Below are 16,139 nucleotides of genomic sequence, written 5' to 3' on the forward strand. Positions count from 1 at the left end.
TAGGAGCTGAGCACATGCCTTCTTATTTAGAGAGGCGGCAAATACGTTATCCATTGTATGGATTGATGGCCGTAACACTGGTGCTAATTGGATTTCTGTCTTACTATAACTGGATTATAGGAGCAGCAGGGTTCATTCTCACTGGCCTGTTGATATATCTCATTTTTCAAGTGAACCATAAAATAAGGCAGGAGACAGAGGAGTATATTTCGACGCTGTCTTATCGGGTTAAAAAGGTCGGCGAAGAAGCGTTAATGGAAATGCCGATCGGGATCATGCTGATCAACGATGATTATTACATTGAATGGACCAACCCGTTCATTGCTTCCTGCTTCAATGAAGACACGCTGGTCGGCAGGTCTTTGTATGACGTGGCTGATGCGGTTGTTCCATTGATCAAGCAAGAAGTGGAAACGGAAATCATCACGCTGCACGACCGGAAATTCAGGGTCATCCATAAGCCCGAGGAGCGTCTGCTCTACTTTTTCGATGTGACCGAACAGGCGGAAATCGAAAAGATGTACCATGATGAGCGTACGGTCATTGCAATTATCTACCTTGATAATTACGAAGAATTGACGCAGGGAATGGATGATCAGACGAAAAGCAGCTTAAACAGCCTCGTTACGTCCATTTTAAATAAATGGGCAACCAATAATGGCGTTTTCCTCAAGAGGGTTTCTTCCGAAAGATTCATCGCGGTCTTTAGTGAACATATTCTCCATCTGCTAGAAAAAGGCAAATTCACCATCCTTGATGAAGTAAGGGAAACATCATCCAAGCAAAATGTGCCACTGACACTGAGTATCGGCGTTGGGACTGGGTATGCATCTTTGCCGGAACTTGGTACACAGGCGCAGTCCAGCCTCGACCTTGCTTTAGGACGCGGCGGAGACCAGGTGGCTATCAAGCAGCCAAACGGCAAGGTGAAATTCTACGGAGGCAAGACGAACCCTGTTGAAAAACGGACACGGGTCAGAGCGCGCGTTATTTCCCATGCTTTAAAGGAATTGGTCAGTGAAAGCGACAAGGTCCTGATTATGGGCCATAAACATCCTGATATGGATGCCATCGGTTCAGCAATCGGAATTCTCAAGGTCGCCCAAATGAATAAGCGTGAAGGCTTCATTGTTTATAATAAGAATGAAATTGATACGGGCGTACAGCGCCTGATGGATGAAATCAAGCAGAATGAGACATTGTACTCGCGCTTCATTACACCAGAACAGGCATATGAAATTGCCTCAGACGATACTCTGCTTGTCGTCGTCGATACACATAAACCGTCACTGGTGATTGATGAAAGGCTGCTGAACCGGATCGAGAATGTCATCGTGATTGATCATCATCGCCGCGGTGAGGAATTCATCAAGAATCCGCTGCTCGTCTATATGGAACCATATGCTTCATCTACAGCAGAACTGGTGACCGAGCTGCTTGAATACCAGCCGAAAAACGGAAAGATCCAGATGCTTGAGGCAACTGCTTTATTGGCAGGGATTATTGTCGATACGAAGAGCTTTACGCTAAGGACCGGCGCACGTACCTTTGATGCAGCATCTTATCTGCGCAGCCATGGTGCAGATACGGTTCTCGTCCAGAGGTTCTTGAAGGAAGATATTAATACGTATGTTAAAAGAGCAAAGATCATTGAAAATGTTTATTTTTACCGGGATGGCATCGTTATTTCAAAAAACAATGAAAATGAATACTGCGATCAGGTGCTTATTGCTCAGGCGGCTGATACACTTTTGACGATGGACGGAGTATCCGCCTCATTCGTCATCTCGAAAAAAGCAGACGATACAATCGGGATCAGCGCAAGGTCTCTTGGCGAGATCAATGTCCAGGTTGTCATGGAGAACCTCGAGGGAGGCGGTCATTTAACCAATGCCGCTACACAAATGTATGACATTTCAGTTGAGGAAGCGGAGACTCTTTTACACAATGCAATAGATGACTATTTAGAAGGGGGACAAAAAGAATGAAAGTAATCTTTTTGAAGGATGTTAAAGGAAAAGGCAAAAAAGGCGAAATCAAAAATGTGGCAGATGGTTACGCGCACAACTTCCTGATCAAGCAGGGACTTGCTGTCGAAGCAAACCAGGCTGCGATGAGTTCCTTGAATGCCCAGCAGAAAAAAGAAGAGAAAATTGCTCAGCAGGAAGTGGAAGATGCGAAGGTATTGAAGGAAACACTCGAAAAGGTAACCGTTGAATTATCTGCAAAATCAGGTGAAGACGGCCGTCTTTTCGGTTCTATCACAAGCAAGCAGATTGCCGAAGAACTGCAAAAAGCCCACGGAATCAAGCTTGACAAGCGTAAGATCGAGCTTCAGGATGCTATCCGTACACTCGGCTATACAAAGGTTCCTGTGAAGCTTCACAAAGAAGTCCAGGCAACTTTGAATGTTCATGTAAAAGAAGGTAAATAATTTACAGTTCCATATAGTCATAAACATGATAAAATAATATAGTTACAGAAAATAGGTGATCGGTGCTGCTGGTCACTTTTTTCTGTTCAAAAAGAGAGAGTCACTTTGTAAGGGGGCTGGCAGATGAGTGAGTTATTCGCGGATCGACTTCCGCCACAAAATATGGAAGCGGAACAAGCCGTAATTGGTGCAATATTTTTAGAGCCATCAGCTTTAACTCTTGCTTCGGAATTGCTTATACCAGAAGACTTTTACCGTGTAGCACACCAGAAAATCTTCAGCGTCATGCTGGATTTGAATGATAAAGGAAAAGCGATCGACCTTGTAACCGTCACAGAAGAGCTGGCTTCGTCCAAGCTGATTGAAGACGTTGGCGGGGTCAGTTATTTAAGTGAATTGGCGGCATCCGTACCGACGGCTGCGAATATAGAGTATTATGCTAGAATCGTAGAAGAAAAATCGCTGCTCAGAAGGCTGATCCGTACTGCTTCAGGCATAGCCGAAGATGGCTATATGCGCGAAGATGAAGTGGAAGCTTTACTTGCAGAAGCTGAAAAGAATATCATGGAGGTCGCCCAGCGTAAAGGCGGAGGCGCCTTCCATAATATAAAAGATGTCCTGGTCAGGACATATGACAATATTGAAGAGATGCATAACCGCAAAGGTGATATCACAGGGCTGGAGACTGGGTTTACCGAGCTTGACCGCATAACTGCTGGCTTCCAGCGAAACGACTTGATCATCGTGGGTGCCCGTCCTTCCGTAGGTAAGACGGCCTTTGCCTTGAATATTGCTCAGAACGTCGCGAAGAAGACAGGAGAAAACGTTGCGATCTTCAGTTTGGAGATGGGTGCAGAACAACTTGTCATGCGTGTCCTTTGTGCTGAAGGAAACATTGATGCCCAGAGACTGCGTACCGGTTCTTTGACCGATGAGGACTGGGGAAAGCTTACAATGGCCATGGGAAGCCTGTCCAATACAGGTATTTTCATTGATGATACTCCAGGTGTGAAAATCACCGACATCCGCTCAAAATGCCGCCGTCTGAAGCAGGAACATGGCCTTGGCATGATCATGATCGACTACTTGCAGCTAATCCTGGGAAGCGGCCGTGCCGGCGAAAACCGCCAGCAGGAAGTATCCGAGATTTCCCGTTCCCTGAAGCAGCTGGCGCGTGAACTGCAAGTGCCGGTCATCGCCCTGTCACAGCTGTCACGTGGTGTAGAACAGCGTCAGGACAAGCGTCCGATGATGTCCGATATTCGTGAATCCGGTTCGATCGAGCAGGATGCTGATATCGTTGCGTTCCTGTATCGTGATGACTACTATGACAAGGAGTCCGAAGACAAGAACATTATCGAAATCATCATTGCCAAGCAGCGTAACGGCCCAGTTGGAACCGTTAAACTGGCGTTTGTGAAAGAATACAATAAATTCGTCAATATCGAGAATAGATATGATGAATCGTACGCTCCACCAGGGGCATAATGAGAATTGATCCTTCTTGGATTGATTCTCTTTTTTTGAATGGGCTAAAACTAAAACTAATTATACGAACGAATAAATTGTTATATAAATTTAATGTTCGTGTTTTGTTGACTTATAACTACATAAGCTGGTAAACTTTATATGTTTGAAACGGAAAAAAATTAACCGTATACCTTTGGAGGTGCTTTTTATATGTCATCAGTAGTAGTAGTTGGGACACAATGGGGAGACGAAGGAAAAGGGAAAATCACGGACTTCCTATCAGAAAATGCCGAAGTGATTGCCCGTTACCAGGGAGGAAACAACGCCGGACATACAATTAAGTTCAATGGTGAAACATATAAACTGCATTTAATTCCATCTGGGATTTTTTATAAAGAAAAAGTCAGCGTTATCGGGAATGGAATGGTAGTGGACCCAAAAGCTCTTGTGAAGGAACTGGCTTATCTTCATGATAAAGGAGTTTCTACAGACAATCTCCGCATCAGCAACCGAGCACATGTCATTCTTCCATATCACCTGAAGCTCGATGAGGTCGAGGAAGCAAGCAAGGGCGCTAATAAGATTGGGACGACGAAAAAAGGAATTGGCCCAGCATATATGGACAAGGCAGCACGTATCGGCATCAGGATTGCAGACCTTTTGGACCGTGAAGTGTTCGAAGAAAAGCTTACCCGCAACCTTGAAGAAAAAAACCGCTTGCTGGAGCGCATCTATGAAACAGAGGGCTTCAAGATTGAGGATATCCTCGACGAGTATTATGAATATGGCCAGCAAATCAAAGATTATGTTGTCGACACATCTGTTGTGTTGAATGATGCTCTTGATGAAGGGCGCCGCGTGCTTTTCGAAGGCGCACAGGGCGTCATGCTTGATATCGACCAGGGAACATATCCATTTGTCACATCATCCAACCCAGTCGCAGGCGGGGTGACCATCGGTTCTGGAGTAGGTCCAACGAAAATCACTCATATCGTCGGTGTTTCAAAAGCCTATACGACACGAGTAGGGGATGGACCATTCCCGACAGAACTGGATAACGAAATCGGAAACCAAATCCGCGAAGTTGGCCGTGAATACGGCACGACAACAGGCCGTCCGCGCCGCGTAGGCTGGTTCGACAGCGTCGTCGTCCGCCATGCCCGCCGTGTCAGCGGAATTACTGATCTATCCTTGAACTCCATCGATGTCCTTACTGGAATCGAGACACTCAAAATCTGTGTGGCTTACCGCTACAGAGGCGAATTAATTGAGGAGTTCCCGGCAAGCCTGAAGATGCTGGCAGAATGCGAACCAGTTTACGAGGAGCTTCCAGGCTGGACAGAAGACATCACAGGCGTCAAATCACTTGATGAGCTGCCAGAAAACGCAAGACACTATCTAGAGCGCATCTCCCAGCTCACAGGCATTCCATTATCCATCTTCTCCGTCGGACCGGACCGCACACAGACTAACGTAGTCCGCAGCCCTTGGAGATCATAATCTATATCAAACCAACCCCCAATCCACCGAATTGGGGGTTTTGTTTTTGGTTTTGATATATAAAGTACCAGTTGTTTTCAGTTTTCAGTTCGCGGAATGAACCGATTTTTAAAGATGATCCATTTCCAAGCACCGAAATTTTAAAAAATACCGTATAAAAGAAAAAAAGCAAAAAAAAATTCAAAAAAACATATACAAACAGTAAAATGCTATGGTAATATAAACAACGTTGTCACCGATTCGACAAAAACTGATAAGATACGAGCCATTAGCTCAGTCGGTAGAGGGTTGCTATCCTCATCGAATCTGCTTCAGCGGCAACCTGCGAGAAAGACCGAAGGTTTTTTGAGCACAGGATCCAAATAGAACCCATTTAGGGTATCATATTGTATTTCGAGCCATTAGCTCAGTCGGTAGAGCATCTGACTTTTAATCAGAGGGTCGAAGGTTCGAGTCCTTCATGGCTCACCAAAATTTTTTCGCGGTAGCGAAAAGAATTGTCCTGAATTTTTCACGGTAGCAAAAAGAACTTTCTTTAGCCTCGTGAAAGTGAAAGCAAAGTTTAGAAAATACGGCCCCTTGGTCAAGCGGTTAAGACACCGCCCTTTCACGGCGGTAACACGGGTTCGAATCCCGTAGGGGTCACTTTTACTTACATACACCGTAATTATTTTATTACGGCTCAGTAGCTCAGTCGGTAGAGCAAAGGACTGAAAATCCTTGTGTCGGCGGTTCGATTCCGTCCTGAGCCATTAAAAAAGGGAGCGTGTCATATGACATGCTCCTTTTTTTTGTAACACCACTGTAACATAACTGGTAATCTTCCTATTATTAACAGGTTTGTGTGAGAAATAGCAGGAATGTTCACGGAAATTCGGCTGAAAGTATGAGAATACCCTGATATTCCTAGGTTTTTGAATTATTTTTGGAGAGGAAATAGGAAAATATTCCGAGGTTATTTACCATCTATCTGACAAAAATCGTAATAAAATGTCAGCTATTATACATTTTTGTTACATAATGAAGACTAGTCTTCTTATTGATACATTTTATGGTAAAGTAGAAAGGTACAATTATCAGAAAATAGTTATAATGTACTAGACTAATAGTGTTTGACCGTTGTAGGAGGATCAGGATGAATAATTTAAAACATAAGCTATCCGTTCTTGCCGGCAAAACATCTAGAGAGATGAAGCCAGCAATCAAAAAGTCAATTATGGCTGCAGTTACTGTGGCTGCGTTGTCTTTCGGTGCAGGAAATACAGCATTTGCTGAGGATTCTAAGTTAACGACTGTTTTTTATGTTTATGTAAATGATAAATTCGTAGGTACGGTTGCCGATAAAACGGAAGTAGAGAAGCTTGTAGAAGATAAGCTTGCATCTGTCCAAAAGGAATACAAGGATCTCGATGTCGAGCTTGGTTTGGATGTCTCGTTTGTTCCTGAGCAGGTGTTCAGCTCAGCTGTCAATGCGAACACTAACGAAGTTTTGAATATTCTTAAGGATGAGATGACTGTTCAGGCTGAAGCTTCTGCCCTTGTCATAGGCGGAAAGCCAGTGGCTTATCTGAAAGATGAAGAAGCTGCCAAGGAAGTCCTTAAGACTTTAATGCTTGAATACATCACTGAAGAAGAATTGGCTGAAGTGGAGAATCAAAAGAAATCTCCTAATCTAACATTACCCGAAGTGAAAGAAAATGAAACTCGTCTATTAGACGTTAGCTTCACAGAAGAAGTTTCACAAATTGAAGAAAAAGTAGAGCCTCAAAAAATCCTTACAGTTGAGGAAGCAGTCCAGCTCCTTAAAAAAGGTACATTAGAGGAGAAGAAATACCAGGTCAAAGAAGGCGATGTGTTAGGCAACATTGCGAACTCACATGATTTGAAGCTGACTCAATTGCTAACTTTGAACGAAGGTCTGAAGGAAGACTCTGTTCTAAAGCCAGGCCAGGAAATTAACGTAACGGTTCTTAAGCCTTTTGTTGAGATCATTGTTAATCGTCAGGTATATGCTCAGGAAGAAGTTCCATTCGAAAGAGAAGTCGTTGAAGATTCTTCCATGTTCAAGGGCGATACAAAGAAAAAGCAAGAAGGCAAAGCAGGAATGAATGGAGTCACGTTTTCAATCTCTGAACAAAATGGGAAAGTGACAAAAAAGGAAGTTATAAACAAGGTTGTCTTAGAGGAACCTGTAACAGATATTACAATAAAAGGAACAAAAGTGGTCCCTTCACGCGGTGATGGCACGTTTGTATGGCCCACAAATGGCGGTTATGTATCCAGCCAGCAAGGATACCGCTGGAACAGGATGCATAAAGGAATCGATATCGCAAGACCAAGTGATTACACGATTAAAGCAGCAGATAACGGAGTTGTTGTTTACGCTGGCAACAAGGGTGATGGTTACGGAAATAAAGTCATCCTCGACCACCGTAATGGCTATCAAACGATGTATGCTCATCTAGCATCGATTACGGTATCTTCCGGGCAGACAGTATCGAGCGGATCGAAAATCGGCGTAATGGGCAGGACAGGAAACTCTACCGGTATCCATCTTCATTTTGAAGTGTACCAAAATGGTAAAGTGATTGATCCAATGTCCAAATTAAGCCGTCGCTAATTAAATGTAAAAAAGTCTCTAGATCAGCTAGAGACTTTTTTTATTCGCAGCAAGTACTCAATCGGAGGATCTTAATTTAAAGACAAAATCCTCATATTTTATTGTTCTGGGCAGGATTGGTACAATTGGGAAGAGAAGAAATAGGAGGGATTCAACAGATAAATTCAGTTTTTCCCTGATTTAAAGTAAAATAGATAAGATAACATTTTTAAAAAGAAAAAGAATCATTTATATACGATCTATATTCTGGCTTATAAAAGGAGAATTGGTATGGAGAAAAAGATTTTGGTTGTTGACGATGAAAAGCCAATTGCAGATATTCTACAGTTCAACTTGAAAAAAGAAGGCTATGATGTGTACTGTGCTTATGATGGTAACCAGGCCATTGAGATGGTCGAGGAAGTGCAGCCTGATTTGATATTGCTCGATATCATGCTGCCAATGCGTGATGGCATGGAGGTATGCCGTGAGGTCCGCAAAAAATATGAAATGCCGATCATCATGCTGACTGCCAAAGACTCAGAGATTGATAAGGTCCTCGGTCTTGAACTGGGTGCTGATGATTATGTCACCAAGCCATTCAGTACGAGAGAATTGATTGCGAGGGTGAAAGCGAATCTTCGCCGCCACCAGCAAAGCGCTGTGAAAGCGGATGAGGAAGAGGAGTCCAATGAAATCACGGTTGGCTCACTGACAATCCATCCGGATGCGTATGTCGTTTCAAAAAGAGGAGAAACGATTGAACTGACACATCGTGAATTCGAGCTGCTTCACTATCTTGCGAAGCATATTGGACAAGTCATGACCAGGGAGCATTTGCTGCAAACGGTATGGGGATATGATTATTACGGTGATGTCCGTACAGTGGATGTTACGGTGAGACGTCTCCGTGAAAAGATCGAAGATAACCCGAGCCATCCGACCTGGATCGTGACAAGACGAGGAGTAGGCTACTATTTAAGGAACTCTGAGCAGGAGTAACGATTGAATGAAAAAAGTAGGTTTTTTTCGCTCTATACACCTTAAATTTGTCATTATCTATGTCCTGCTGATTTTAGTCGCGATGCAAATCATCGGCGTCTATTTCGTACGCAAACTCGAAACGACGTTGATGACTAATTTCCAGGATTCTGTAAAATCCCGAGTGGACCTTCTGGTATTCGATATTCAGGAGGAACTGATCAAGGAGCGGGGAAAAGAGGATCCGACCAAAGAAGAGGCAATCAGGCAGATACTAAGAGATTATAAATCCAAGTCCTCTGATATTTCAGAGATCAGGGTGATCGATGGAGGTAGTTTCAAATTTCTTGGAACCTCGAGTTCCAGCAACCAGGGAATTGTTGGCCAGAGGACCTCGGATCTAAGAATCAAGCGTTCCATTGTCTTTGAGGAAGATGAAGACATCATCCAGTTAGATGATAAGACAGGAAATAGGCTATGGGTGCTGTCAACCCCGATCATGCACAATAGTGAAGCCATCGGTGCAGTCTATATTGTTGCAAAAATAGAGGATATTTTTGATCAGATGGAAGACATCAATAAAATCCTCGCAACCGGTACGGCCATTGCGCTTATTTTTACTGCTATTCTAGGTGTGCTCCTGGCACAGACGATCACAAGGCCGATTTCAGATATGCGTAAACAGGCACTGGCGATGACCCGCGGGAACTTTTCACGGAAAGTTAAGGTATATGGATATGATGAGATTGGCCAGCTGGCGATCACCTTCAATAACCTGACAAAGAAGCTGCAGGAAGCCCAGGCGACTACTGAAGGTGAGAAGCGAAAGCTAAGCTCTGTCATTTCCTATATGACGGATGGGGTCATCTCTACCGACCGGAAGGGGCGCATTATCCTAATCAATGAACCGGCTGAACAGATGCTGGGTGTTTCACGTGAAACAATCCTTTCACAGCCTCTCGTTTCAGTGCTTGGACTGGATGAAAACTATACCTTTGAAGATCTTCTTCAGGAACAAGAATCGATCGTCCTGGATTACAGTACGAAAAGCAAGCCGTTCATTTTGCGCGCAAACTTCTCGGTCATTCAAAAGGAAAGCGGGTTCGTGAACGGGTTGATTGCGGTTCTTTATGATATTACGGAGCAGGAAAAAATCGACCTGGAACGCCGCGAATTTGTGGCGAATGTGTCCCACGAGTTGCGAACACCTTTGACGACGATGCGCAGCTATCTTGAAGCGTTGGCAGATGGGGCATGGAGAGATGAGGAGATTGCTCCGAACTTCCTTGAAACAACAAGGGGAGAAACGGAGCGGATGATCCGTCTCGTCAACGATTTACTTCAGCTTTCAAAGATGGATAGTGTCGACTACCGTTTGTCCAAAGAATGGGTTGACTTTCCTATCTTCTTCAATCGAATCATAGACCGTTTCGAGATGACCAAGAACCAGAACGTCATGTTTATTAGGGACATTCCTGAGGATGCTATTTTCGTGGAGATTGATGAAGATAAGATCACCCAGGTTCTGGATAATATTATCTCGAATGCTATGAAGTATTCTCCTGAGGGAGGGACCATTACGTTCCGGGTCAAGGAAATGGATGACAAGGTTGAGATCAGTATTTCTGATGAAGGCGTTGGCATTCCAAAAGATAACTTGGATAAAATCTTTGACCGTTTCTACCGTGTGGACAAAGCCAGGACACGCAAACTGGGCGGTACCGGTCTGGGACTGGCGATCGCGAAGGAAATGGTCCATGCCCATGGGGGAAGGATTTGGGCAGAAAGCGTTGAGGGCAAAGGGACGACCATCCGTTTCACCCTCCTATATGACCGTAGTGCAGAGGATGATTGGTCATGACATATGAAAATATTAAAACTGTCATTTTAACATTTCTAGCTGTCCTTAGCGGATTCTTAACGTGGAATATTTGGACATATCAGCCGGACTATGAAAATGTCGGCAATCAGAAAACCATCGACATGGTCAACATTGCGACCCAGCGGGAAATCAAGAAGGTTGTCAAACCACACCAGATTATTTACCATCTTGGCGGTAAGCAATATGGAACCGTAAGCAATGGGTATATCGATGATGTTGTGGCGAATATTTCGAAGTGGAAGTACTTCGATGTGAAAAAGTATCCGGGTAGGGTTTCTGATTTCAGTGAGAAGGTCGCAGCGGGCGGGAATACGGAAATCATTTTCCCTGACGAAGTGCCGATTGAGCTTTATCAACGGGTGCTTAATATTGATGAGAGAGATATGCCAAAGTTTGATTTTGACCGGATGATCATCAACACGGAAACCCAGCAAAAACAAGAAGGCGTGGTTTATTTTTACTCGCAAAAAAACCAGGAAGTTTATGAAAGCAATGTGAGTCCCTCTTATATCAATGAATTTACCAATAAGTTTTATAAATCAGCTGGAAGACTTACACCATATTTCTTGCACGTTGCTTCTGACATTAGGCGAATGTACCTTCCTTCTGAAGATGTGGAAATGGTGAAGTACACGTACTACCAGAACCCGCTTGATTCCGATAAGTTCAAGGAAGCATTGTTCAAGGACCCGAGCTTTGTGCAGCGGAGCTTTGCGGACGGGATTGAGGAGTTTACCGATGACGCCAGCAAAATGACTGTGGATACACGGACGAACATGATCTCTTACGTGAACCCTGTCCGGGACCGTGACTCGGTCATCGGCACCACCAATGTCCTTCAGCGGAGCATTGAGTTCGTTAACGGCCATGGGGGATGGACAGAGGCATATCGCTATGTTTACAAGGATGATTTTAACCAGAATGTCCTGTTCCGGCTTTACAGCAAGGAAGGATATCCTGTATTCAACCAGTCTGGTATGTCCGAGATTTATCAGCAATGGCGACAATCGGAAATCAGCCGGTATATTCGTCCTGGTTTCCATCTCGAACTTCCATTGAATCCGGATGTGATTACAAAGACATTGCCTTCTGGCTACAAGGCACTTGAGCAACTTCAGCAGAAGAAGGATTTCAAGCCTGAACTGCTGCAGAATATCATGCCTGGATATTATATGACCCAGGGTCCGGAAAATTCGCTGATCCTCCTGGAGCCAGGCTGGTTTTACCTGTATGATCGTGAATGGCGGCAGCTGATATGGGAGGAGGAATTGAAGAATGGATTGGAGTAGAATCAAAACGATCTTCATTCTGACCTTCCTTGTCCTGGACGTTTACCTTGTGTACCAGTTCATGAATACAAGGGATGCTGCCCAGTATGAAGTCGTCAAGGAAGCAACACTGGAAGAAAGGCTCAAGAATGATGACATCCGGTATAATGACCTGCCGGAGGCCAAAGAAAAAGAGCATTATCTGAGTGTCAGGACGAAGGTATTTACGACTGAAGAACTCGAGCAAATCAAAGGGCAGTCTGTCAGCCTTGGTGATGGTACATCGATTGAGGCTAATTTGGAAAAGCCGTTCAAGCTGTCGAGCAAATTCCAGCCAGCAGAGCTTTCCACTTTTATAAAAGGAAATATTTACGCTGGTGAACAATACAAGTTCTGGAGCAAGAACGATGAGGCCGGGACCATAACGTATTATCAGGAACATGATAATAAAACCTTTTATTATAACAGCAATGCCAAATTAACCTTCTATTTTAACGAAAACAATGAAGTGTCTTCGTATAAGCAGACGTATTTGGAAATCATCGATGAGCTTTCGGATGAAGAAGAGACGATCACGCCATTAAGGGCAATGGAAACTCTTTATAAAAAAGGCTTGCTGAAGCCAAAGAGCAATATCACCGATGTCAAACTGGGATATTCGACGCTCGTCTCGCTGACAGCATCCCATGTGGTGACACCAACGTGGAGGATTGAAGTCAACGGCAAGGAAAACCTTTTTGTTCACGCATTCGAAGGGCGGGTCATCCCGTTGACAGACGGAGAAAATAAAGTGACGGAGTGAAGAGATATGAGTTTGCATTTTAGTGTTCTCGCCAGCGGGAGTACGGGAAATGCGATCTATGTGGAGACGGAGGGCCAATCCTTCTTAGTGGATGCCGGATTGAGCGGCAAGCAAATGGAGGGTTTATTCAAGCAAATTGGCCGCGAAATGAAAGACCTCTCTGGAATATTAGTGACGCATGAACACAGCGATCATATAAAAGGCATAGGAATCGTTGCCCGGAAGTACAAACTGCCAATCTATGCGAATGAAAAAACATGGAAGGCAATGGACGGCTTGATTGGGGAAGTTCCGCTCGACCAGAAGTTCACCTTTGATATGGAAACGGTGAAAACCTTTGGCGGACTGGATATCGAGTCATTCGGTGTCTCTCACGACGCAGCTGAACCAATGTTTTATGTCTTCCATAAAGATGGCAAGAAATTGGTGCTGATTACAGACACAGGCTATGTCAGCGACAGGATGAAAGGAATCATCTCCAATGCTGATGCGTACGTGTTTGAAAGCAACCACGATGTCCAGATGCTGAGGATGGGGCGGTACCCGTGGAGCGTCAAACGCCGGATCCTGAGCGATTACGGCCATGTTTCAAATGAAGATGCAGCCGTGGCAATGAGTGAAGTGGCAGGAGACAACACGAAACGAATTTATCTTGCCCATTTAAGCCTTGATAACAATATGAAGGACCTTGCAAGAATGTCGGTTGCCCAAACACTTGAAAGCAGGGGAATCAGGGCAGGAGAACAGCTCGAACTGATCGACACCGATCCGAAGTCTCCGACTGCATTGACAGCCATTTAGATTACGGCCATTGTTTTAGGGAATAGGAGTAAAAGCAACCGACCAGGCTGCTTTTGCTCCTTTTTTCGTCGTGTAAAAGGGCTTATATTTTAGAAATTAGCAAAACAGGTAGTATAATACTCCATATAAGAGTGATAAATAGCATCTATTGTTCAATGAAGGGATTGGTGGACATTGGGTTACTATGATCAAGATTATCAAAGCCGGTATAAACCGCAGAACAACAGGAAAGGCGGTTTTTTCCTGGCCAGTATGGCAGGCGCGCTCATTGGGGCTTTATTGGTGGTCTTCTCGATCCCCGTATTATCCAAATTTGATGTGCTGCCATATAAAATTGAACCAAATAATCAAACAGCTGTGACCGATGAAGAGCCAGCTGATTCTGAAGAAGAGAATACAACAAGGAAAAATGTATCACTTGATGTGTATACACAAATAACGGAAGCGGTTGATAAAGCGGGCGATGCTGTTGTCGGGATTATCAATATCCAGGAAAGCACCGGTTTTTGGGGCCAGACACAGGAGTCAGGGGGAACAGGCTCTGGAGTCGTTTATAAGAAGGAAGGCGGAAAGGCATATATCGTAACGAACCACCATGTTGTCGCAGATGCTTCAGGCCTGGAGGTCAGCCTCAGTGATGGCACAAAAATTCCTGCGAAGCTTTTAGGCAGCGATATCTGGACGGATCTTGCTGTATTGGAAGTACCGGCGGACGAGATCAAGGTCGTTGCGGAATTTGGCAACTCTGACAAGCTGAAGCCCGGTGAACCGGTCATTGCGATTGGAAACCCGCTTGGCCTTACTTTTTCAGGTTCTGTGACCCAGGGAATCATTTCAGGATTGGAGCGCGCAATTCCTGTTGATATAAACCAGGATGGCACGCCAGACTGGCAGGCAGAAGTCCTGCAGACAGATGCGGCCATCAATCCGGGAAACAGCGGAGGTGCCCTAATTAATATTGAGGGCCAGGTGATTGGCATCAACTCGATGAAAATTGCCCAGAGTGCTGTCGAAGGGATCGGATTATCAATTCCAATCAATTATGCTGCACCGATTATTGATGACCTTGAAAAAACGGGAGATGTGAAGCGGCCATTCATGGGTGTGGAATTAGCTTCTGTACATGAAATTTCATCCCATCACCAGCAAAACACGTTGAAACTGCCTAAGGAAATCAACTATGGGGTCGCAATCAGAGCAGTCCAGCCGAACTCACCTTCTGCTGAAGCTGGTTTGAGAGAGTATGATGTCATTGTTGAGATGGATGGAGAAGAAATCAGGGATGTCGTTGACTTACGTAAGCATCTTTACAATAAAAAGAAGGTTGGCGATGACATGCAAGTGAAGTATTATCGAAACGGCCAGTTGGAAGAAACAACTATTAGATTAGGCGGAGAATCCTTATAGTCACAGCAGGAGGCGAAAGCTTCCTGTTTTTTTATGTTAAAATGGTTCCTGTGGATAATGTAAAAACGGATTTTGGCAAAACTAAAAGTATATAAAAGATGCTGAAGGGATGAAAGTTATGAAGTATTGCTGCAGTGAACATGTAGAATTGGCGCTGGATGAAGCGGTGGATGAGTTCGAGGTCGCACCCCAGTTAACGAAACTTGATTCTGTTGATAAGTCGGAGTTTGTCTGTGGATACTGTGGACAACCTGCTGTATATATTGTGGCGAACGAATGATCGCATACTAAATGTGGATATCGATGTGAATATGTGGATAACTATTGTGGATAGCTTGTTTGTAAACTGTTTGTAATCTGTTTGTAAAGTGGGGATGACTGTGAATATCTCAATCGTAACGGTTGGCAAATTAAAAGAAAAGTATCTAAAACAGGGGATTGAGGAGTACTTGAAACGCCTGGGAAGCTACGCAAAAATAGATGTAATTGAAGTCCCGGACGAAAAAGCACCAGAAGAATTAAGCGAAACGGAAATGGTCCAGGTCAAGCAAAAAGAAGGAGAGCGCATCCTTGCTAAGATCGGCCCAGACACCCATGTCATCGCCCTCGCCATCAACGGAAAGCTGAAATCATCAGAAGAACTCGCTGAAGGCATGGACAAACTTGCAACCTATGGAAAAAGCAAAATCGCCTTCGTCATCGGCGGATCACTGGGTCTGAGCGACGAAGTCTTGAAAAGATCTGACGAACAGCTCTCTTTTTCTAAAATGACATTCCCGCACCAGATGATGCGATTGATCCTGGTCGAGCAGATTTACCGGGCGTTCAGGATTAATCGGGGAGAACCGTACCATAAGTAGAAAAATTTGATGTCAGGAGAAAAAATCCATATACATACCCTGATAAAATAGGTTCTATATGACTTCTTTGAACAGACTAGTGAGGTTAATTCTATTGTAGTAAGTGTATAGGGCGTTACGGTTAATCAGTAAAAC

13 protein-coding genes and 3 tRNA genes are annotated in these 16,139 nt (G+C 44.3%); all 16 read left to right on the plus strand.

What is annotated here, in order from left to right; translation table 11 throughout:
- Positions 1 to 14 precede the first annotated feature (14 nt).
- A complete protein-coding gene (locus EJA10_RS21350; RefSeq protein ID WP_125482063.1) occupies positions 15 to 1,988 on the plus strand; it encodes a DHH family phosphoesterase in 1,974 nt (657 codons plus the stop codon).
- Positions 1,985 to 2,434: a 50S ribosomal protein L9 gene (gene rplI / locus EJA10_RS21355; RefSeq protein ID WP_125482064.1), complete on the plus strand. Its 450-nt coding sequence runs from the start codon at positions 1,985 to 1,987 to the stop codon at positions 2,432 to 2,434. Before EJA10_RS21350 ends, rplI begins: the two co-directional genes overlap by 4 nt.
- A 123-nt stretch (positions 2,435 to 2,557) precedes the next feature.
- On the plus strand, positions 2,558 to 3,922 hold the full coding sequence (dnaB, locus tag EJA10_RS21360) for a replicative DNA helicase (protein WP_125482065.1): 1,365 nt from the start codon (positions 2,558 to 2,560) through the stop codon (positions 3,920 to 3,922).
- 192 nt (positions 3,923 to 4,114) lie between these two features.
- The gene (locus EJA10_RS21365) at positions 4,115 to 5,404 is read left to right on the plus strand and encodes an adenylosuccinate synthase (RefSeq protein WP_125482066.1); all 1,290 of its coding nucleotides are present in this window, start codon (positions 4,115 to 4,117) and stop codon (positions 5,402 to 5,404) included.
- A gap of 395 nt (positions 5,405 to 5,799) precedes the next feature.
- Positions 5,800 to 5,875: transfer RNA gene (locus tag EJA10_RS21370), tRNA-Lys, on the plus strand.
- A gap of 102 nt (positions 5,876 to 5,977) precedes the next feature.
- Positions 5,978 to 6,049 (plus strand) — tRNA-Glu (locus tag EJA10_RS21375).
- A gap of 34 nt (positions 6,050 to 6,083) precedes the next feature.
- Positions 6,084 to 6,156 (plus strand) — tRNA-Phe (locus tag EJA10_RS21380).
- Positions 6,157 to 6,539: 383 nt separating this feature from the next.
- On the plus strand, positions 6,540 to 8,024 hold the full coding sequence (locus EJA10_RS21385; RefSeq protein ID WP_125482067.1) for a M23 family metallopeptidase: 1,485 nt from the start codon (positions 6,540 to 6,542) through the stop codon (positions 8,022 to 8,024).
- A gap of 270 nt (positions 8,025 to 8,294) precedes the next feature.
- Positions 8,295 to 9,005 (plus strand): response regulator YycF, encoded by a 711-nt coding sequence (yycF, locus tag EJA10_RS21390; protein WP_125482068.1) that lies wholly within the window; start codon positions 8,295 to 8,297, stop codon positions 9,003 to 9,005.
- Between the two features lie 7 nt (positions 9,006 to 9,012).
- A complete protein-coding gene (walK, locus tag EJA10_RS21395; protein ID WP_125482069.1) occupies positions 9,013 to 10,845 on the plus strand; it encodes a cell wall metabolism sensor histidine kinase WalK in 1,833 nt (610 codons plus the stop codon).
- Positions 10,842 to 12,155 (plus strand): YycH family regulatory protein, encoded by a 1,314-nt coding sequence (locus EJA10_RS21400; protein WP_125482070.1) that lies wholly within the window; start codon positions 10,842 to 10,844, stop codon positions 12,153 to 12,155. The genes walK and EJA10_RS21400 overlap by 4 nt, the downstream gene beginning before the upstream one ends.
- Entirely contained in the window at positions 12,142 to 12,936 is a 795-nt protein-coding gene (locus EJA10_RS21405; RefSeq protein ID WP_125482071.1) for a two-component system regulatory protein YycI, read from the plus strand. The genes EJA10_RS21400 and EJA10_RS21405 overlap by 14 nt, the downstream gene beginning before the upstream one ends.
- A 6-nt stretch (positions 12,937 to 12,942) precedes the next feature.
- Positions 12,943 to 13,737, plus strand: a complete 795-nt coding sequence (locus EJA10_RS21410) for an MBL fold metallo-hydrolase (RefSeq protein ID WP_125482072.1) — start codon at positions 12,943 to 12,945, stop codon at positions 13,735 to 13,737.
- A gap of 174 nt (positions 13,738 to 13,911) precedes the next feature.
- The gene (locus EJA10_RS21415) at positions 13,912 to 15,144 is read left to right on the plus strand and encodes a S1C family serine protease (protein WP_125482073.1); all 1,233 of its coding nucleotides are present in this window, start codon (positions 13,912 to 13,914) and stop codon (positions 15,142 to 15,144) included.
- A 109-nt stretch (positions 15,145 to 15,253) separates the two neighbouring features.
- Positions 15,254 to 15,424, plus strand: coding sequence for a CxxH/CxxC protein (locus EJA10_RS21420; protein WP_425462112.1), 171 nt, complete (start codon positions 15,254 to 15,256; stop codon positions 15,422 to 15,424).
- Between the two features lie 100 nt (positions 15,425 to 15,524).
- A complete protein-coding gene (gene rlmH / locus EJA10_RS21425) occupies positions 15,525 to 16,004 on the plus strand; it encodes a 23S rRNA (pseudouridine(1915)-N(3))-methyltransferase RlmH (RefSeq protein WP_125482074.1) in 480 nt (159 codons plus the stop codon).
- The last annotated feature ends 135 nt before the right edge of the window (positions 16,005 to 16,139 follow it).

This window comes from Mesobacillus subterraneus (assembly GCF_003937825.1).
In the GTDB taxonomy this organism is placed as follows: Bacteria; Bacillota; Bacilli; order Bacillales; family Cytobacillaceae; genus Mesobacillus; species Mesobacillus subterraneus.